The 18,175-nt window shown below is 73.7% G+C and carries 18 protein-coding genes; 8 read left to right on the plus strand and 10 right to left on the minus strand.

Translation table 11 applies throughout. The features are described 5' to 3' along the window. The first annotated feature begins 37 nt into the window (after positions 1-37). Complete coding sequence (locus tag ABZS37_RS05955) at positions 38-799, plus strand: TetR/AcrR family transcriptional regulator (RefSeq protein ID WP_355165968.1); 762 nt, start codon at positions 38-40, stop codon at positions 797-799. A gap of 9 nt (positions 800-808) precedes the next feature. Then, positions 809-1,843, plus strand: coding sequence for a helix-turn-helix domain-containing protein (locus ABZS37_RS05960; RefSeq protein ID WP_355165970.1), 1,035 nt, complete (start codon positions 809-811; stop codon positions 1,841-1,843). A 171-nt stretch (positions 1,844-2,014) separates the two neighbouring features. Here ABZS37_RS05960 and ABZS37_RS05965 read toward each other — a convergent pair whose 3' ends face one another. Genes ABZS37_RS05965 through ABZS37_RS06000 form a run of 8 tightly spaced genes read right to left on the minus strand, consistent with a single transcriptional unit; the run spans position 2,015 to position 10,588 of the window. After that, positions 2,015-2,998, minus strand: coding sequence for a DNA topoisomerase IB (locus tag ABZS37_RS05965; RefSeq protein WP_355165972.1), 984 nt, complete (start codon positions 2,996-2,998; stop codon positions 2,015-2,017). Continuing rightward, on the minus strand, positions 2,982-3,935 hold the full coding sequence (locus ABZS37_RS05970; protein WP_355165974.1) for a glycosyltransferase family 9 protein: 954 nt from the start codon (positions 3,933-3,935) through the stop codon (positions 2,982-2,984). Before ABZS37_RS05970 ends, ABZS37_RS05965 begins: the two co-directional genes overlap by 17 nt. Further along, positions 3,932-4,630 carry an SDR family oxidoreductase gene (locus tag ABZS37_RS05975; RefSeq protein ID WP_355165976.1) on the minus strand — a complete coding sequence of 233 codons (699 nt, stop codon included), beginning with the start codon at positions 4,628-4,630 and terminating at the stop codon, positions 3,932-3,934. Before ABZS37_RS05975 ends, ABZS37_RS05970 begins: the two co-directional genes overlap by 4 nt. After that, the gene (locus ABZS37_RS05980; protein ID WP_355165978.1) at positions 4,627-6,051 is read right to left on the minus strand and encodes a PfkB family carbohydrate kinase; all 1,425 of its coding nucleotides are present in this window, start codon (positions 6,049-6,051) and stop codon (positions 4,627-4,629) included. Before ABZS37_RS05980 ends, ABZS37_RS05975 begins: the two co-directional genes overlap by 4 nt. 16 nt (positions 6,052-6,067) lie before the next feature. Further along, positions 6,068-6,784: an SIS domain-containing protein gene (locus ABZS37_RS05985; protein ID WP_355166504.1), complete on the minus strand. Its 717-nt coding sequence runs from the start codon at positions 6,782-6,784 to the stop codon at positions 6,068-6,070. Beyond that, entirely contained in the window at positions 6,781-7,998 is a 1,218-nt protein-coding gene (locus ABZS37_RS05990) for a glycosyltransferase (protein WP_355165980.1), read from the minus strand. Before ABZS37_RS05990 ends, ABZS37_RS05985 begins: the two co-directional genes overlap by 4 nt. After that, a complete protein-coding gene (locus ABZS37_RS05995; RefSeq protein ID WP_355165982.1) occupies positions 7,983-8,957 on the minus strand; it encodes a glycosyltransferase in 975 nt (324 codons plus the stop codon). Before ABZS37_RS05995 ends, ABZS37_RS05990 begins: the two co-directional genes overlap by 16 nt. Next, positions 8,954-10,588 (minus strand): HAD-IIIA family hydrolase, encoded by a 1,635-nt coding sequence (locus ABZS37_RS06000; protein WP_355166506.1) that lies wholly within the window; start codon positions 10,586-10,588, stop codon positions 8,954-8,956. Before ABZS37_RS06000 ends, ABZS37_RS05995 begins: the two co-directional genes overlap by 4 nt. Positions 10,589-10,805: 217 nt before the next feature. Here ABZS37_RS06000 and ABZS37_RS06005 point away from each other — a divergent pair, with 217 nt between their 5' ends. Continuing rightward, the gene (locus ABZS37_RS06005; protein WP_355165984.1) at positions 10,806-11,234 is read left to right on the plus strand and encodes an SRPBCC family protein; all 429 of its coding nucleotides are present in this window, start codon (positions 10,806-10,808) and stop codon (positions 11,232-11,234) included. 184 nt (positions 11,235-11,418) lie between these two features. Then, positions 11,419-12,186 (plus strand): polyprenol monophosphomannose synthase, encoded by a 768-nt coding sequence (locus ABZS37_RS06010; RefSeq protein ID WP_355165986.1) that lies wholly within the window; start codon positions 11,419-11,421, stop codon positions 12,184-12,186. A gap of 56 nt (positions 12,187-12,242) precedes the next feature. Here the strand turns inward: ABZS37_RS06010 and ABZS37_RS06015 are convergent, their stop codons facing one another. Then, positions 12,243-13,850, minus strand: a complete 1,608-nt coding sequence (locus ABZS37_RS06015) for an NAD(P)/FAD-dependent oxidoreductase (protein ID WP_355165988.1) — start codon at positions 13,848-13,850, stop codon at positions 12,243-12,245. Between the two features lie 72 nt (positions 13,851-13,922). Here ABZS37_RS06015 and ABZS37_RS06020 point away from each other — a divergent pair, with 72 nt between their 5' ends. After that, a complete protein-coding gene (locus tag ABZS37_RS06020) occupies positions 13,923-15,356 on the plus strand; it encodes an aldehyde dehydrogenase family protein (RefSeq protein WP_355165990.1) in 1,434 nt (477 codons plus the stop codon). Positions 15,357-15,503: 147 nt separating this feature from the next. Here the strand turns inward: ABZS37_RS06020 and ABZS37_RS06025 are convergent, their stop codons facing one another. Further along, positions 15,504-15,905 carry a ChaB family protein gene (locus ABZS37_RS06025; protein WP_355165992.1) on the minus strand — a complete coding sequence of 134 codons (402 nt, stop codon included), beginning with the start codon at positions 15,903-15,905 and terminating at the stop codon, positions 15,504-15,506. 175 nt (positions 15,906-16,080) lie between these two features. Here ABZS37_RS06025 and ABZS37_RS06030 point away from each other — a divergent pair, with 175 nt between their 5' ends. From ABZS37_RS06030 to ABZS37_RS06040, 3 genes are all read left to right on the plus strand, one after another. Continuing rightward, positions 16,081-17,061 (plus strand): YihY/virulence factor BrkB family protein, encoded by a 981-nt coding sequence (locus ABZS37_RS06030; protein ID WP_355165994.1) that lies wholly within the window; start codon positions 16,081-16,083, stop codon positions 17,059-17,061. Positions 17,062-17,160: 99 nt separating this feature from the next. Then, positions 17,161-17,577 (plus strand): DUF2795 domain-containing protein, encoded by a 417-nt coding sequence (locus tag ABZS37_RS06035; protein WP_355165996.1) that lies wholly within the window; start codon positions 17,161-17,163, stop codon positions 17,575-17,577. Between the two features lie 52 nt (positions 17,578-17,629). Beyond that, positions 17,630-18,091: an SRPBCC family protein gene (locus tag ABZS37_RS06040; RefSeq protein WP_354993816.1), complete on the plus strand. Its 462-nt coding sequence runs from the start codon at positions 17,630-17,632 to the stop codon at positions 18,089-18,091. The last annotated feature ends 84 nt before the right edge of the window (positions 18,092-18,175 follow it).

Here is an 18,175-nt window from a genome sequence, read left to right on the forward strand (position 1 = left end):
ATACGCAGAAATAGGATGACGAAGCAAGGAGGAAAATGTGGCGGCGAAGACAGACGACAGCGGGCCAGTGATCCCGCCGGCCATCGAGAGCGCCTGGGGGCTGCGGGAACGGCCACCCAAGGGCCCCCGACCGGGGATGAGCGTGCCCGCCATCGTGGACGCCGCCGTCCGGGTGGCCGATGCCGACGGGCTGGCCGCCGTCTCGATGAGCCGGGTGGCCAAGGAGTTGGGCGCCGCCACCATGGCCCTCTACCGCTACGTCGGCTCGAAGGACGAGCTGCTGATGCTCATGGTCGACGCCGGGTACGGCCCGTCACCCGGCCCGCCCCCGCCGGACCACGAGTGGCGCGCCGGCCTGACCCGGTGGGCCTGGGCCGAGCACGAGGTGCTGCGGCACCGGTCCTGGCTGCTGCACGTGCCGATCAGCGGCCCGCCCATCACTCCGCAGCAGCTCGGCTGGATGGAGGACGGGCTGCGCTGCCTCGACGGCACCACGCTCGCCGAGAGCGAGAAGATGTCGGTGCTGCTGTTGATCACCGGCTACATCCGCAACGAGGCCACCCTCACGGCACAGGTCGCCGAGGGCAGCCGGGCGGCCGGCGTCGCGCCGAGTGAGATGATGCCGGCGTACGGTCGGATGGTGGCCCGGTTGATCGAGCCGGACCGCTTCCCGGCGCTGCACCGGGTGCTGACCTCCGGGGTGCTCAGCCAAAACGACGACCCCGACGACGAGTTCACCTTCGGCCTGGACCGGATCCTCGACGGCATCGAGGCGCTGATCCAACGCCGAGCGGGCTGAAGGAGCCGGATGCTGCCGAGAGACACCATCGACACCACCATCCTGCCACCGGGCGACCGGTTCGGGATGTGGCTGGACCTCGTCGCGCGCACCTCGGCGCCGCTGCGCATCCAGTCCGCGCACGCCCACGACTTCGCCGCCCGGGCCAACTTCATCGAGCTCGGCCCCATCCAGCTGGTGGAATACCAGTACCCGTCGCTGGACGCCACCCGGACCCAGAAGCTTGTCCGCCAGTCAGACCCGGAGCTGTACATACTCGCTCTGACCACCGGCGGCGTCGGCACGTCCAGCCAGGACGGTCGCCGCAGCGAGATCCTGGCCGGAGAATTCACCTTCTACGACGCGTCGCGGCCGCACGACGTGTGCCACCACGCGACCGAGCCGGAGCGGGGCCGGGCCACCTCGATCATCACCATGATTCCGCATGCCGCACTGCCGCTGCCGCCGCAGCGGATGGCCGCGCTCTACGGTGGCCGCATGTCCGGCAGCGAGGGGATCGGCGCGCTGCTGGCGCAGTTCCTGCTGCAGGTCACCGGGCACCCCGAGCAGTACCACGCCGCCGACACCAGTCGCCTCGGCGCGGTGGGGCTGGACCTCGCCACCACCCTGCTCGGACGGCACCTCGTCGCCGAGGACGCGGTGCCCACCGAGGTCCGCCGCCGGGCGCTGCTCACCCAGGTCCAGGCGTACGTCCACCGGCACCTGGGCAACGCGACGCTCAGCCCACAGTCCATCGCCGATGCCCACCACATCTCGGTGCGGTCGCTGCACCGGTTGTTCGAAGCCGAGGACTCGACCGTGGCGTCGTACATCCGCGACATGCGGCTGGCCCGGTGCCGGCGCGACCTGACCGACCCGGCCCTCCGCAACCAACCCGCGCAGGCCATTGCCGCCCGCTGGGGGTTTCCCGACAAGGCCCACTTCAGCCGGGTGTTCCGGACGGCCTACGGGATCAGCCCGCAGGCGTATCGGGAGAGCAACTCGGATCCGGCGCGGATCGTCAACCGCGCGGCGTTCACGGTCAACTCGGTGCGGGCAGACTGACAGCCAACGTGGCCGACCGCCGCCCGCACCGCCGGGTCTGCGGGAGGCCGCCAACGGGGGCCGTGGCGAGCGCCCGCCGCCAGGCGCGGCGGGCGGCCGCCCGGTGCACCCTGGTCACACCTGAGGCCCCGGTCCCGTCGCTCTCCCCCCCAGGATCGTCGGCGGGGCCGGTCAGGCCTTCTCCAGCAGCTCCAGCACGATCCGCTCGGCCTCCTCGCGTGGTGCCCCCGGGTCCAACGAGGCCACCACCCCGTCGTGGTAGAGGTCGACGACCCGCGGATCCACGTAGGACGCACGTGCCACCGTCGGAGTGTTGCCCAGCAGTTCGGCCACCTCGCGCATCACGGCGACCACCGCCTTGCGACGGGCGGTCACCGATCGGGCCGGGCCGGCGGTGGCCAGCTCGGTGGCGGCGAGCACGGTGGCGTGCCAGGTGCGGAAGTCCTTGGCGGTCATCTCCCCGCCACTGGCGTCGCGCAGGTAACCGTTGACCTCGTCGCTGCGCACGTCGCGCCACTCCCGGCCGTCCCAGTAGCCGAACAACCGGTCCGCCTGCCGCCGACGACGGCGCAGATTGACCAGCACCTGGCACAGCTCCGGGTCCTCGATTCGGCGGACCTGCTCGATACCGCCCTTCGCCGGAAACACGAAGACCACGCAGCCGCCTCGTGACCGGGCGTGCTCGGGGCGCAGGGTGGACACCCCGTACGTCGGGTCGTCCCCGGCGGCGTACTGGTCACTGCCGACCCGGAACATCCCCATGTCCAACAGTCGGGCCACCGTGGCCAGCACCCGGTCCCGGCCCAGCCCTCGGCCGTCCAGGTCGCTCCCCACCCGCTCCCGCAGCGCCGGCAGCCGTCGGGCCACCTCCAACATGTGGTCGAACTTCGCCTCGTCCTGCTTCTCCCGCCACAGCGGGTGGTAGACGTACTGCTTGCGCCCGGCCGCGTCGATCCCGGTCGCCTGGATGTGCCCGTTCGGGTGCGGTGAGATCCAGACGTTCTGCCAGGCCGGAGGGATGACCAGCTCCCGCAGCCGGGCCAGGACATCAGGATCACGGACCGCACCGCCGGTCGGATCGAGGAACAGCCAGCCCCGTCCGCGTCGGCGCCGTCCGTACCCCGGCCGGCCCGGGTCGCTACGCCGCAACCGCACCGGAGACCCGCATCACCCTTTCCACCTCGGCCACGGCGGCCAGCACCTCGTCGACGCGCAGAGCCGCCATCGTCGGGTGGCTTCCTACCCCGTCCCACCTGGGCCAGTCCCCCTCGCCGGCCCAGAGCACCCGGTGCTGGGGCCGATCCGGTGGCGGACCCCAGTGGGCCGGCGGCACCGGCCCGAAGAGGACGACCGACGCGGTGCCGTACCCGGTGGCCAGGTGGGCCACGCCGGTGTCTGCGCTGACCACCAGCCGGGCGTTGGCCACCAGCGCGGCGAGCGCGCCGAGGTCGGTCCGGCCAGCCAGCACGGAGTCGGATGCCAGGCCGGCCGCGTCGGCCACCCGGGCCGCCAGCGCCCGTTCGTCGACCGAGCCGGTGAGCAGCACCCGATGCCCCTGTTCGGTGAGCGCCCGGGCCAGCGCCGCGAACCGCTCGGCGGGCCACCGCTTGGCGGCGATCTTGCTGCCGGGGTGCAGCACGGTGGCCCCGCTGGGCAGCCCGGCCGGCGCGGGCCGGCGCAGGGCGAGATCGGTCCGGTCGGCCGCAATGTCGTACCAGGACAGGAGACGGCACCACCGGTCCACCTCGTGCTCGTCGGTAGCCCACCGCGGGCCGTCGGTGTGGCCGGCGTCCGGTGCGGCGAAGGCGAGCAGGCGGCCGGGCCGGGTGGCCGCGAGCAACCGGTGCGACTGCGGGCCGCGCCCGTGCAGGTTGACCGCGACCTGCGGGGCCGACCCCACCCCGATGGGCCCCTCCAGCCCGGCGGTGTCCACCAGCCGGTCGACGCCGCCAACCAGGTCGACCAGCGGGGCCAGCCAGGCGGGCGCGGCGAGCGCCAGCTCCCGACCGGGGTACGCGGCCCGCAGCGCCCGCAGCGCGGGCACCGCGGTGACCAGATCACCGACGCCGAGGGCGCGCAGGACGAGGATCACGGGTACGAGGTCTCCTGCTCGGCGCAGACCACCAGCTCGCGAACCGCACAGCCGGGCGGCTGGTTGAGCGCGAACATGATCGCGGCGGCGGTGTCGGCGGGATCGTTGAGGATCGCGTCCGCCCCCGGCTTGTACTGCGGGTCGCGTTCGTCGAAGAACGAGGTGCGCATCCCGCCCGGGATGAGCAGGGTGACGCCGACCTGACCGGCCAGCTCGGCGGCGAGGGCGCGGGTGAAGCCGACCACGCCGAACTTCGCCGCGCAGTACGCGGTGGCGTCGCTGACCGCCTTGACGCCCAGGGTGGAGGCGACGGTGACGATGCGGCCCCGGGAGGTCAGCAGGAACGGCAGCGCGGCCCGGATCACCGCTGCGGTGGCGAGCAGATCGACGGCGACGATCCGGTCCCAGGTCTCCCCCGGCAGGTCGGCGAGTCGGCCCGGCACGTCCGTCCCGGCGGCGGTGACCACCGCGTCCAGACCACCGGCCTGCTCGGCGATGTGCTGGGTGGCGACCTCGGCGGCCCGGGTGTCGGCCAGGTCGCACTCGGTCCAGGACACCCCGTCGACCGGCGGCTGCCGGTCCAGCACGAGCGGTCGTCCACCGGAGGCGGCCACCGCGGCGACCACCGCGGCGCCGAGCCCGCTGGCGCCGCCGGTGACCAGGACGGTTGGCCCGGCGCCGGGCGTGGCGGTCATCGGGTCCGCTCCCCGATGGAGCGGACGATCATGTCGGTGGTGGAACGACCGTCCAGGTAGGGCACCACCACCGTGTTCCCGCCCCACCGGCGCAGGACCTCCGCCTCCGGCAGTGTGGCGGCGGCGTCCCCACCGCCGGTGGCGTAGTCGCCGCCCTTGACCCAGATGTCCGGTCGTACCCAGGACAGCGCGGCGTCCGGGGTCGGCTCGTCGAAGATGAGGACCGCGTCGACGCAGCTCAAGGCGGCCAGCAACCGACTGCGGTCACCCTCGGACATCACCGGTCGATCCGGCCCCTTCAACCCGGCGACACTGGCGTCGGAGTTCAGACAGACGATCAGGCAGTCGCCCAACTGCCGGGCGGCCTGCAGGGTGGCCACGTGCCCCGCGTGCAGCAGGTCGAAGCACCCCCCGGTCGCCACCACCGTGCCGCCCGCGGCGCGTACCTCGCCCAGGAGCGTGGCAACCGCAACGACTCCCACCCGGTCACCACCCCGGCCGACCACACCAGCGTTCATGGGAGGCACCGGCGGAGGCAGGGCCGCCGCCACTCCCCCACCGGCCACGTACGCGGACGCCTCCGCGACCGCCGCCTGCACGGCCTCGGAGACCAGAGCACCCTGGGCCAACGCGAGGCTGGCGGCAGCCGCGAACCGGTCGCCGGCCCCGCACGTGTCCCCCTCGGCGCTGCCCGGGGTCGGCACCACCAGCGGCGTCGATCCGGCATGGCAGAGCAGCGCGCCGTCACCGCCCAGCGTCACCGCGACCGCACCGGCCCGCCAACGCCGCCGAAGCCCCTGGGCACCACGGGACGCCGTGGCCAGCCGGGAGGCGCCGGGCAGTGCGGGAACCAGGTCGCGGACCTCCGACTCGTTCGGGGTGGCCAGGTGGACGCCGGGCACCGCCGCCGGCCCGCGCGGGTGCGGGTCCCACACCACCGGCGCGCGGGTGGCGGCCAGCGCGTCGCGCAGCGCGGGCTGCCGGGCCACGCCCCGGCCGTAGTCGCTGACCAGCACCGCGGACGCCGCGCCGATCACGCGGAGCACCTCGTCGGAAGGCTGACCCGGCTCGCCGGACGCGCCGCCACGGTCGTGGCGCAGCAGCACCCGGCCCCGGGCCCGCAGCCGGATCTTCTCCGGCGTCGCACCGGACAGGGCCAGTGGGTACACCTGCACACCGGCGGCGGCGAGCAGCGCGCTCAGTCGGGCCCCGCCAGCGTCGTCGGCGAGCGCGGTCACCAGCACCACCTCGGCGCCCTGCGCGGCGGCGAACACCGCCGCCAGGCCGGCGCCACCGGGTCGGTCGATGGCCGCGGTCTCGTCGAGCACCGGCACCGGGGAGTCCGGGCAGAGCCGGTTCACCACCCCTTCCACGTCCCGGTCAAGCAGGGTGTCCCCGAGCACCACCACAGGTCCCCTCACGCTTGCCTCCTCATCCTCACGCGTCGACCTGCTGTCCCGGCCCACCGTCGAGCACCACCTCGACCCCGGTGCGCACCGGCCCGGACGGGAGCCGACCGGCTGGCGCGGGCTCCGCCGGCACGGGGTGGGCGGCCGCTGGTTGGGCGGCTGCGGCCAGCGCGGCGGGCAGTTCCTGTTCGAGGTACTCGCAGAGCAGGTGACTGGTCACGAGGTGCAGCTCCTGAACGACCTGGGTGTCGGGGGACGCGACGGCCAGCACGTCGTCGCAGGCGTCGGCGAGGGCGTTGGGGGCGGCCCCGGTGAGCGCCCAGGTGGTGAGGCCGGCGTCGCGCGCAGCCTGCGCGGCCGTGACCAGGTTGGGGCTGGTGCCGCTGGTGCTGAGCAGCAGCAGGACGTCGCCGGGGCGGCCGTGGGCGCGCACCTGGCGGGCGTAGACGTCGGTGTAGCCGTAGTCGTTGGCGATGGCGGTGAGCGCGCTCGTCTCGGCGTGCAGGGCGATCGCGGACAACGGCTGACGGTCGTGGTGGAGCTTGCCGACCAGCTCGGCGGTGAGGTGCTGGGCCTCGGCGGCGCTGCCGCCGTTGCCGGCGACCAGCAGGCGACCCCCGGCGGCCAGCCGGTGGGCCAGGTCCGCGCCCCAGCGCGCCAGCTGCGACTCACAGCGCCGGTACGGCACCAGCGCCGCGGAGAGATTCGTCAGGTGGGTGTCGAGCAGACTGCCCGCCGGCATCAGGCCACCACCCGGGTCGGCCGGCGCACCGCGGCCACCTCGCTGTAGACCTCGACCAGCCGCTCGGCGGTGGCCGCCCACGAGTACCGTGCCCGGGCCCGCTCGCGCGCCGCCGCGGCGTACGCGAAACGCCGGATCCGGTCGTCGAGCAGCCCCTGGATCGCGGTGGCCAGAGCATGCGGATCCCGCGCCGGCACGAGGTCACCGGTCGTCCCGTCGACCACGGTGTCCCGGATGCCACCGACGGCGGTGCCGACGACCGGCACCCCGCAGGCCATCGCCTCCAGCGGAGTCAACCCGAACGGCTCGTACCAGGGTGCCGCGACCAGGAGGTCCGCCGAGCGGTACCAGCGGCCCATCTCCTCCCGCGGTACCGCGCCGACCAGGTGCACCCGGTCCGCCACCCCGCACGACTCAGCGAGGGCCCGCAGCCGCCGGGCGTACGGGTCGGTCTCCAGCAGCCCTTCGGGCGGACCGCCGACGACCACGCACTCGGCGTCCGGGACCAGCGCCATCGCGCGGATCACGGTCTGGAAGCCCTTGCGTTCGACCAGCCGGCCCACGGTCAGGATCCGGGCCCGACCCGGCTCGCGGTCGGCGGCCGGGCCGAGCGGGGCGAACGTGGCGAGGTTGACCCCGGAGGGCACGACGGTCATCCGGGACCGGGGCACACCCATCCGGACCAGTTCGCCCACCTCGTCGCGGCACTGCGCGATGATCCGGTCCACCGAGCGGCCCAACTCCCGCTCATAGGACACCCGCCGGGCCGGGCTGGTGTCCTGCACGCCCTGGTAGCGGCGCTTCACGGTGCCGAGCGCGTGGTACGTCTGCACCACCGGCACCCCGGCCTGCCGGCCGGCCGTCAGCGCCGCCAGGCCACTCATCCAGAAGTGCGCGTGGATCACCTCGGGCACCCAGTCCCCGCCCCGCCAGCGCTCGATCAGCCAGCGACTGAACTCCCGCATGTGTGGCAGCAGCGCGTCCTTGGCCACGGGCTCGGCCGGTCCGGCCGGCACGTGCACCACGTCGTACCCATCCGGGCTGCGAACGGTCACCGGCAGGTCGAGCGCGTCCCGGCGGGTGTAGACGCGCACGTCGTGCCCGGCGGCGGCGAGCGCGGCGGACAGCTCCGCGACGTGCGTGTTCTGGCCGCCGGCGTCCTCCCCTCCGAGGACGGCGAGCGGGCTGGCGTGCTCCGAGATCATCGCGATCCGCATACTTCCTCCTCCAGCAGCCGGTCCCAGTCAGCGAGGAAACGGTCGAGGCCGTACTTGTCGCGCGCGGCCGTTCGCGCCGCCGCGCCGGCCTGGCGCGCGGTCGCCGGTTCGGCGATGAACCGGCGGGCGGCGTCGAGCAGGATGTCCGTCCGGGTGGCGAGGGCGCCCGCCTCCGGGGGCACCGCCGTCACCGCCTCGGTGGTGGCGAGCGCGACGACGGGCATGCCGATCGCCATCGCCTCGATGAGGCTGAGCCCGAGCGAGGTCCACCGGCACAGGTGCAGGTAGGCACGCCGCCGGGCCAACTCGGCGTGCATCCACTCCTGGGGTACGTCGTCGTGGCTGGTGAGCCGGTCGGCGGGCAGCCCGAGGTGGTCGGCCAGGCCGGCGACGCCCATGCCGAACACGTCCAGCGGCGCGATCTCGGCGAAGCGGGGCAGCAGGTCGGTGCCGGTGACCCGACCTCGTCGTACCGGCTCGTTGATCACCACGGCGAGCCGGTCCAGCTCGCCCGTGTAGGACGCGGAGGGGGCGACGATGCCGTGGTCGACCACCGTGGTGCGGCTGGCGCCGGTGTCCCAGAAGATCTGGTTGAACCCGGTGACGTGGGCGATGAGCAGGTCGTCGCGGTCGGCCATCGGATGGCGCGTGTTGGGCACGTCGCCCTTGGGGGTGTTGTGTTCGACGTAGATGGCAGGGATGTCGCGGCCGGGGCGGCGGCGCAGCCACGCCTCGGCCCGGTCGATCTCGTCGGGGCGTTGCAGGATGACCAGGTCGACGTCGGTGCCCGGCAGGTCCTCCGGGGCGACCTCGACGGCGCTGTCCGGCCAGGGGTAGGTGCGGGCCCGGCCGAGGCCGTAGGGGCCGCGGTCGGGTGTGGTCGGGATCAGGTAGCGGTGGCTGCCGTGCACGAACGACGTGGTCCAGGAGCCGTGCACGTGCCAGAGCAGGATGTTCATCGGCCGCCACCACCACCACTGACGGCGAGCGTCCGTAGCGCGTCGACCACCTCGTCCGGGTCGATGCCGCTGAGGCAGGGGTGCCCGGGGACCGGGCAGCTGGCTGCCCGGGTGTCCCGGCAGGGCGTGGCGGCATCGCCGAGTCGGACGGTGGGCACCCGGTATGGCCCCCACTGGCCGAACGGAACGGTCGGCGCGAAGAGGCTCACCACCGGCACACCGGCAGCGGCGGCCAGGTGCGCGGGCCCGGTGTTGCCGACGACGACCGCGCCGGCGTCCGCCACGATCGCGGCCAGCCCGGCCAGGTCGGTTCGGCCACCCAGGTCGGTGCCGCCGGCCGCCGCCACCCGGGCGGTGACCGCACGCTCGTCGGAGCCACCGGTGACCAGCACCCGGTGCCCGGCGGCGGTCAGCGCCCCGGCGATCCGGGTCGCCAACTCGGTCGGGCAGGCCCGGCTCGACGCGGCCGAGCCGGGATGCAGCACCACGTACCCCGGGTCGCCGAGGTCGGCCGGGCGTGGCGCCACGGCGTCGCGTCGGAGCCGGAGCACGGGTTCGTCGTCGTCGGGCAGCCGGTGGCCGGCGGCGGCGGCGAGGGAGAGGGCACGTTCGGGTTCGGGGACGCCCGCCGGCACCCGGTGCCGGATGTCCAGCAGTGAGCCCGGATAGTCGTCGCTGATCGCCGCGATCCGGCCGATCCCCGCCATCCGCAGCAACAGCGCCAGCGGCAGCGCGGACTGGTGGAACGAGGTGAACACCACCGCCTGATCCGCGCCGACCGCGCCGAGGCGCGCGGTCAGGCTTCGCATCGCCTCGGGGTCGACCGGCGCCGGCGTGGGATCGATCCACGGCAGCGGGTGCTCGATGATCTCGTCGACGCCGGGCAACAGGTCGGCGGCGGCACGTCCGCGCGGCCCGCACAGCAGCACCACCCGCTGCGCCCCGGCCGCGACGGCACGGATCGCCGGCCCGGTGACCAGCACGTCCCCCGCCGAATCCGACCGGACCACCAGCGCTGTCCGCACCGGGTCGCCGGGCGGGGTCGCGGGCTGTACGGCCTGTTGGCGGCGCAGGATCTCGTCCACCGCCGCCGGCAGATCGGTTTCCACCCACCCGGCGGCGGCGATCTCCTCCGGCCGGGTCACCGGCGTGGGCACCAGCACCCCTGCGGCCCCCGCGGCCAGCGCGGCGGCGACGTCCCGGCCGATGTCGCCCACCATCACACACCGGGACGCGGTCGTGCCCAGCTCCCGGGCGGCGGCGTGCACCAGGCCGGGCGCCGGCTTGCGGCAGTCGCAGCTGTCGGCGTCGTCGTGTGGGCAGATCAGCCACGCGTCGAACCGGCCCAGCAACTCCTCGACGCGGGCGTGCACCGCCCGCATCTGCTCGCCGGTGAAGTAGCCCCGGGCCAGGCCGGACTGGTTCGTCACGACCGCCAGCCGCAGCCCGGCCGCCCGGAGCCGGTCCAGCCCCGCCCGCGCTCCCGGCACCGGCCGCACCTTCTCCGGGTCGCCGTTGTACGGCACGTCCTCGATCAGGGTGCCGTCGCGGTCCAGCAACACGGCGTCGTACAGGACGGGTCGGAGGTTCCCGACGGACCCGGAACCGGCGCGGTCAGCAGCGGCGTACACCCCGGCTGACCTGCGCTGATACGGATCCTCCTGGTCCTGTCGCACAGCCGGCGGGTTCCCTGCGCCCCGAGGAGTAAACGTCGTCGGCGGCGCGGTGGGCCAGCGCCGCCAGCGGTGCCCCACGTCGGCCTTACCCGCCGCGAAGGAGAAGCTAACGCGATGGCCGTTAGCTCCGCCGCGGCGCGGGTATGGGAGCCCAGTGGCGATTGTGGAGAAAGTGATCGAAGCTCCCCCGCAGCAGGTGTTCGACGTGCTCGCCGACGGGTGGACGTACAGCGACTGGGTCGTGGGCACGGCGCACGTGCGCGACGTGGACGACGCTTGGCCCCGGGTGGGCAGCCAACTGCACCACCGGGCCGGGCCGTGGCCGTTCTCGTTGCAGGACGCGTCGACGGTGCTGGTCTGTGAGCCGCCGCACCGGCTCGTACTGAAGGCCGGTCTCTGGCCGGCCGGCGAGGCGATCGTGACCTTCACCCTGCAACCGGTCGGCGAGGGCGCCACCCGGGTCCGCATCGGGGAGGACTTCGCCGCCGGCCCACTGCGCTGGGTCCGCAACAAGATCAACGATTTGGTGCTGCACCTGCGTAACCGGGAGACGCTGAACCGGCTCTCCGACATCGCCACGCGGCAGAAGGGCTCGGCGTGACGCGGACCAGCGCCGACACCGGTCGACGCAAGCGTTGACCGGCAACGCCGCGACCAGCGGATCGATGCCCGGGCGCTGCGGTGGATCGCCTTCCGCAACGCCCGGAAGGGGTGCCTCTTCAACCCGAATGTGACAACTGGATACCCTTCTAGGAGCCCCTGTCCGCAAACCGAGGATGTCCGACATGATCGAGCCTGTGCAGCTGCCCTCGCCGTGGCGGGACGCACGCCTGACCGTCGTCGTGCCCACCTACAACGAGGCGGGCAACCTACCCGCGCTGGTCGAGCGACTGCTCGCACTGCCGCTGCCGGGGCTGCGCATCCTCGTCGCGGACGACAATTCCCCCGACGGCACCGGCGATGTGGCCGACAAACTGGCCATCGAGCATCCGGACCGGATCGAGGTCGTGCACCGCGCCGGCAAGGAAGGCCTCGGCCGGGCTTACGTGGACGGGATGGGGCGGGCGATCGAGGGCGGCGCCGAGTACGTGGCGCAGATGGACGCCGACCTGTCGCACCCGGCGGCGGCGCTGCCGGGGATGCTGGGCGCGCTGCTCTCCACCCAGGCCAGCGTGGTGATCGGTTCCCGCTACGTGCCCGGCGGCGAGCTGGACGAGAACTGGCCGCTGTACCGTCGGGCCCTCAGCGGCTGGGCGAACCTCTACGTGCACACCCTGCTGCGGGTGCGAATCCGGGACCTGACCGCCGGCTTCAAGATCTGGCGGGCCGACGCGCTGCGGGACATCGGCCTGGAGCGGGTGCAGTCCAACGGCTACAGCTTCCAGGTGGAGATGCACTACCTGGCCACCAAGCTGGGGCACACCATCCTGGAGGTGCCGATCCGCTTCGAGGAGCGGCGCGACGGGGAGTCGAAGATGACCACCGCCACCAAGGTGGAGAGCGCGCTGATGCCGTTCCGCCTGCGCAGCAAGCACCGCAACATCACCCGCTGACCCGCGCATCCCGCCCGCCCGTGGCGGAGGCGCGACGGGCGGGGCGGCGCGGGCGGTCAGTCCGGGTAGACGGCGCGGTGCGCGGCGCCGATCGCGGCGGCGTAGGCGCGGCCGGTGAGCGCGCGGTCGCGGGCCAGTGCCGCGCGGGCGGCGTTCGCGCCGGGTGCGCCGTGCACCCCGCCGCCGGGATGCGCCGACGCGCTGGCCAGGAAGAGCCGGTCCACCGGGGTGTCCGCCCGGCCCAGGCCGGGGATCGGGCGCAGGAACAGCTGCTGGTACGCGGCGGCGGTGCCGCCGCCGAGCGTGCCACCGACCAGGCTCGGGTTGCCCTTCTCCAGGTCGGCCGGCCCGGCCACGTGTCGGCCGACGATCAGTTGCCGGAAACCCGGGGCCGCCGCCTCCAGCACGTCCTCCATCCGCTGCACGTGCCCGGCGACGTCCTCGGCCCGCCAGTCCCGTCGGAACGGCAGGTGAGTGTACGACCAGAGCGACTCGGTGCCCGGCGGTGAGTGGCTCGGGTCGGCCACCGACATCTGCCCGAGCAGCAGGAACGGGTCGCGCGGCAGCTCGCCGCGGGCCAGCTCACCGGCGTAGCGGGTCAGCCCGTCGAGGTCCGCGCCCAGGTGCACGGTGCCGGAGCCGGCCACCTGCGGGTTCGTCCACGGCACCGGCGCGGAGAGCGCCCAGTCCACCTTCAGCGTCGAACCGTCCCACCGGAAGTGCGCCAGGTCCTCCACCAGCCGCGACGGCAGCGCCGCCGCGCCGACCAGGTCGAGGTAGAGCGCTGGCGCCGGCACGTCGGCCAGCACGGCCCGGCGGGCCCGCCACAGCGCCCCGCCCACGGTGCGTACCCCCATCGCCCGGCCCCGGGCGGTGAGGACCCGGTCGACCCGGGCGCCGTAGAGAATCCGACCGCCGCGCGCCTGTAGCCGGGCCACCAACGCGTTGGTGATCTGCTGTGCGCCGCCGTCGGGCACCGGCCAGCCGACCTGCTGGCCGAGCATGGCCAGCAGCCACCCGTACACCCCGGAGCCGGCCTCCTCCGGGGACAGGTCCGTGTGCAGGGCGCAGCCGGCCAGCAGGGCCGGCCCGCCGGGGCCGTCGAAGAGTTCGTCACCCAGCTTGCGGACCGGCACCACCAGGCGCCGGGCCAGTCGCAGCGCGCCGGCGACCCGCAGCTGGCGCAACAGGCCCAGCCCGCCGCGTACCGGCGGGAACGGCGTGGTGATGCTCTCCAGCATCGGCTCGGCCACGTCGAGCCAGTCGTCGTACGCGTTGAGCCAGCGCTTACCGTCGCCCGGGGCGAACTGCTCCAGCGAACCGGCCGTGACGTCCGGGTCCCGGTTGATCACCGCGGCCCGCCCGTCCGGCAGCAGGTGCGCCAGCACGTCCGGCGAATGCCGCCAGGACAACCCGTGCTGGCCCAGGTCGAGGCCGCGCAGCACCGGTGAGGCGTACCCGAGGGGGTAGAACGAGCTGTAGAGGTCGCTGAGATAGCCCGGCGCGGTCACCTCGGCGGAGCGGACCGCGCCGCCGGGCACCGCGGTCGCCTCCAGCACCATCACGTCCCACCCGGCGTCCGCCAGCAGGTTGGCCGCCACCAGGCCGTTGTGGCCGGCCCCGACGACGACGGCGTCCGCGTTCTCTGCGCCGGTGGTAGTCATCCGATCCGCCTACCCGGCGTGCAACCGGGCGAAACGCGTTTGTCCCGCCGACGCCGGGGCATCCAGCGCCGCATGTACACGGTTGCGCAGCTGGTGGGCGGGGTGTGGGGAGCGGGCGGCGCGGGCGGCGAGCTGGTCGTCCACGATCCGGCGGACGGTTCGCCGGTCAGCCAGGTGCCGGTGGCCACGGCCGATGAGGTCGGCAAGGCGGTGGAGGCGGCGCGCGAGGCGGCCTCGGAGTGGGCGGCGACCGCGCCGGCCGAGCGGGCGGCGGCGCTGCACCGGGCCGCCGACGCGGTCGCGGCGGTCACCGAGGAGCTGGCGGCGGCGGTCACCGCGGAGATGGGCAAGCCGTTGGCGGATGCCCGCGGCGGCGTCGAGGCGGGCATCGGCACCCTGCGACAGTACGCGGAGCTGGCCCCGCTGCGCGGCGGGCGGACGCTGCACGGCGCATCGGGCGCGCTGGACTTCATGACCCCGCAACCACGTGGCGTCGTGGCCGCGATCACCCCGTGGAACGACCCGGTGGCGGTCTCGTGCGGGCTGCTCGGCGCGGCCCTGGTCACCGGCAACGTGGTGCTCTTCAAGCCCAGCGAACGCACTCCGGCGACCGGCTGGCTGTTGGCCCGGGCGCTGGACCAGGCGCTGCCGGCCGGGGTGCTGTCGTTGCTCACCGGTGGGCCGGAGGTCGGTGCGGCGCTGGCCGGCCAGGACGTGGACGTGGTCGCGCACGTCGGCTCCACCGCAACCGGGCGGGCGATCGCCGCCGCCACGGCCCGCACCGGCGCGAAGGCCCTACTGGAGAACGGCGGCAGTGACCCGTTGATCGTGGACGCGGGCGTCGACCCGGAGTGGGCGGCCGGTCAGGCCGCGCTCGGCGCGTTCGCCAACGCCGGGCAGCTCTGCGTGGCGGTGGAACGGATCTACGTGCACCGGGAGGTGGCCGACGACTTCGTGGCCGCGCTGGTGCGTCGCGCCGACGCGCTGCGGGTCGGGCCGGGCCAGGACCCGGGCACCGAGCTCGGCCCACTGGTCGACCGGCGGCACCGCGACCACGTGCACGGGCAGGTGACCGCGGCGGTGGCGGACGGCGCGCGGGTCTGTGCCGGCGGAGAGCTGCCGGACGGGCCGGGGTCGTTCTACCCGGCCACCGTGGTCACCGACTGCCGGCACGACATGCCGCTGGTGCGGGAGGAGACGTTCGGGCCGGTCGCCCCGGTGGTGGTGGTCGACTCGTTCGACGAGGCGCTGCGCTGCGCCGCGGACTCCCCGTACGGGCTGGCCGCCACGGTGCTGACCGCGTCGATGAGCCACGCCCAGCGGGCCTGGCGGGAGTTGCCGGTGGGCACCGTCAAGGTCAACGCGGTGTTCGGGGGCGCGCCGGGTGGCGCCGCACATCCGCGTCGGGCCAGTGGGCAGGGCTTCGGATACGGCCCGGAACTGCTGGACGAGTTCACCGCCACGAAGGCGGTGCACATCGAGGCCCCCGGCGGCGGGCACTGGTGACCTTGATCAGCTCCAGTTCGCCGATGGGGCGGTGTCCGGGGAGACGGTTGCCACCACCTCGGCGAAACGGAGTGGATCAGAGCGGCACGGGCGGACGCAATGGTGCGTCCGCCCGTACCGCGTCGGTGTGCTCCGGTGCGGCGCTGGTCAGTCGCCGCGGGCCTTGCGGGTGGCCCGGTCGTTGGCCTTCTCGATCGCCTTGACCAGGTCCGGCTTGGTCATGCTGGACCGACCGGGCACGTCCAGCTTGCGCGCCACCGACATCAGGTGGTCCTTGGTGGCGTTGGCGTCCACCCCACCCGCGGTGGGTGCCCGCCGTTCCGGCCCGCCGCCGGCGGCCTGTTGGTCGCTCGGGCCCTTGCGGCCCTTCGGCTCCCAGTGGTCTCCGACCTTCTCGAACTCGTGCTTCACGGCGGCGAAAGCGGTGCGGTGCGACCGCTCCCCCTCGCCGTAGGTCTCGACCGCCGAGTCGTGCGTCTTCTCCCAGGTGCGCTGCGCCTTGTCCGGGGAGCGCCGCAGCGTGCTGGGCATGTCCTCGCGCCCGGGCATCTCGTCCTCCTCCGTGTCGAAAGGTTCCCATGACCGTTCCCCCCGGAGGGGGCGGCAAACCGTACGCGGTGCCCGCAGGCGCTGGGTGAGTTTCTCGATTTCGCGATCCGGGTACGGCGGGGCCAGGCCCGACCGGACGACCGGTCATCCGGTGGCCGGGGCACAGGGAGCGGGCATGACGACCACGGAGCCCGGTACGACGTTCGGCGGCACGGAGGGCACGCGGGTGCCCCGCCGGATGCGGCAGCTGAGCTGGCGGACGTGGCGTGGGGTGGTGGTCCGCAGCGTGCGGAACTTCATCTCCGACAACTGCTCCGACTGGGCGGCCGCGTTGACCTACTACGGGGTCCTGGCGCTCTTTCCGTCCGCCATCGTGGTGGTGGCCCTGGTCGGTCTGGTCTCCAAGGGCGAGCAGACCGTCGACACCGTCGTCGACCTGGCGAAGCAGATGGGTGCCGGGTCGGTGGTGGCCGAGGGCGGCGTGGTCGGAGTGATTCGGACCGTGGTGGTCGAGCAGAGCAACCCCAAGCTGCTGCTGAGCTTCGGCCTGTTGGGGGCGCTGTGGTCCGCGTCGGGCTTCATCGGGGCCTTCACCCGGGCCTCCAACGCCGTCTACGGGGTGACCGAGGGCCGGCCGGTCTGGAAGCTGCGGCCTCTGCAAATCGGCCTGGCCGCGATCACGCTGGTGCTGCTCGCGCTGGTCGCCCTCGGCCTGATCGTCAGTGGTCCGGTCACCGACGCGGTCGGGGACCTGATCAACGCCGGAGGCCTGGCCCGCACGATGTGGAGCGTGGCGAAATGGCCGGTGCTCGCCATGATCATGTTGGCGCTGCTGTCGCTGCTGTTCTGGATCGCGCCGAACGTGCGGCAGCCCCGGTTCCGCTGGCTCACCCCGGGCGGCGCGGTGGCCCTGGTCGCCTGGGCGCTGGCCTCCTTCGGCTTCGGCCTCTACGTGGCCAACTTCGGCTCGTACGACACCACCTACGGCAGCCTGGGGGCGGCCATCGCGTTCCTGGTCTGGCTCTACCTGTCCAACTCGGCGCTGTTGCTGGGCGTGCAGATCAACGCCGAGGTGCAGCGCGGACGACGGTTGCAGGCCGGCGACCCGAACCCGGAGGAGCCGGTGCTGCCGCCGCGGAAGCCCGCCGACGCCTAGCCCGGTTTGGCATCAGCTGTCCGGCCCAGGGCCGCGTCGAGGACCGGTGCGTGGCCCGGTGCCGGTTTATCGGGCGGGGTGCCGGGTAGCGCAGAAGGCATGGAGCGTGGCAACAGCAAGCACGGACCGAGGATCGACGAACAGATGAGTCAGGAGGTCAGCGGTCTCGTACAGGGGCCGGGGACCGGTGGCTCTCGGGTCGACGAGTCGCGAGTGCCGGAACCGGCCGGCGAGGACCAGCCGGAGACGACCACCGCACCGGCCGGCGACCTGCGTACCGGCACCCCGCAAGGGATGAGTTCGACAGACGTCGAGCAGCGCAGCCGGCTCGGCCGGTTCATCTCGATGAGCGCCCTGCCGGGCGACCGCCTGGTGCTCATCGCCAGCGCACGCGAGAACCAGGCGCCGGACGACATCGTGGCGGCGCTGGAGCGGCTGCCCGACGGCACCCTCTACCAGACGGTTTCCGAGGTGTGGGCCGCGCTCGGCAACAGGAACGAGACAACTCGCTGGTGACCGGATCACCCCCCGATCCGGGAGACCACCAGCGGCTGAAGGAGGTTCCCCGATGAGTGGTGTTACCGAACATGTTGACGTGTCCGTGCCCGTACGCACCGCGTACGACCAGTGGACGCAGTTCGAGGAGTTCCCCGAGTTCATGGAGGGCGTGCAGGAGGTCCGGCAGCTCTCCGACACGATGACCCACTGGACGGTGGACATCGCCGGGGTGAAGCGTGAGTTCGACGCCGAGATCACCGAGCAGCTTCCCGACGAGCGGGTCGCCTGGCGCTCGACCGGCGGCACCCAGCAGGCCGGTGTGGTGACCTTCCACCGGCTGGACCAGGACAAGACCCGGGTGACCCTGCAGCTCGAGTTCGAGCCGCACGGGGTGGTCGAGCAGGCCGGCGACAAGCTCGGCATCGTCGACCGGCGCGCCAAGGGCGACCTTGAGCGGTTCAAGACCTACATCGAGCGGCGCGGTCAGGAGACCGGCGCCTGGCGCGGCTCGGTGGACCGTCCGCAGCCGTGATCCTGAGCAACGACACGCGATGGCCGCCGGAGTCCCGGCGGCCATCGCCGTACCTGAGCCCGCACGGCACCGTTTGCGATCATC

It is taken from the genome of Micromonospora sp. NPDC005413, from assembly GCF_040606435.1.
In the GTDB taxonomy this organism is placed as follows: domain Bacteria; phylum Actinomycetota; class Actinomycetes; order Mycobacteriales; family Micromonosporaceae; genus Micromonospora.

What these genes read in the sequence shown, in the direction of transcription:
- ABZS37_RS06030 (WP_355165994.1), top strand. Translation starts at nt 16,081, where the DNA reads ATGACGACCACGGAGCCCGGTACGACGTTCGGCGGCACGGAGGGCACG.
- ABZS37_RS06040 (WP_354993816.1), top strand. Translation starts at nt 17,630, where the DNA reads ATGAGTGGTGTTACCGAACATGTTGACGTGTCCGTGCCCGTACGCACC.
- ABZS37_RS05975 (WP_355165976.1), bottom strand. Translation starts at nt 4,630, where the DNA reads ATGACCGCCACGCCCGGCGCCGGGCCAACCGTCCTGGTCACCGGCGGC.
- ABZS37_RS05995 (WP_355165982.1), bottom strand. Translation starts at nt 8,957, where the DNA reads ATGAACATCCTGCTCTGGCACGTGCACGGCTCCTGGACCACGTCGTTC.
- ABZS37_RS05990 (WP_355165980.1), bottom strand. Translation starts at nt 7,998, where the DNA reads ATGCGGATCGCGATGATCTCGGAGCACGCCAGCCCGCTCGCCGTCCTC.
- ABZS37_RS05960 (WP_355165970.1), top strand. Translation starts at nt 809, where the DNA reads ATGCTGCCGAGAGACACCATCGACACCACCATCCTGCCACCGGGCGAC.
- ABZS37_RS06015 (WP_355165988.1), bottom strand. Translation starts at nt 13,850, where the DNA reads ATGACTACCACCGGCGCAGAGAACGCGGACGCCGTCGTCGTCGGGGCC.
- ABZS37_RS06010 (WP_355165986.1), top strand. Translation starts at nt 11,419, where the DNA reads ATGATCGAGCCTGTGCAGCTGCCCTCGCCGTGGCGGGACGCACGCCTG.
- ABZS37_RS06020 (WP_355165990.1), top strand. Translation starts at nt 13,923, where the DNA reads ATGTACACGGTTGCGCAGCTGGTGGGCGGGGTGTGGGGAGCGGGCGGC.
- ABZS37_RS06025 (WP_355165992.1), bottom strand. Translation starts at nt 15,905, where the DNA reads ATGCCCGGGCGCGAGGACATGCCCAGCACGCTGCGGCGCTCCCCGGAC.
- ABZS37_RS06035 (WP_355165996.1), top strand. Translation starts at nt 17,161, where the DNA reads ATGGAGCGTGGCAACAGCAAGCACGGACCGAGGATCGACGAACAGATG.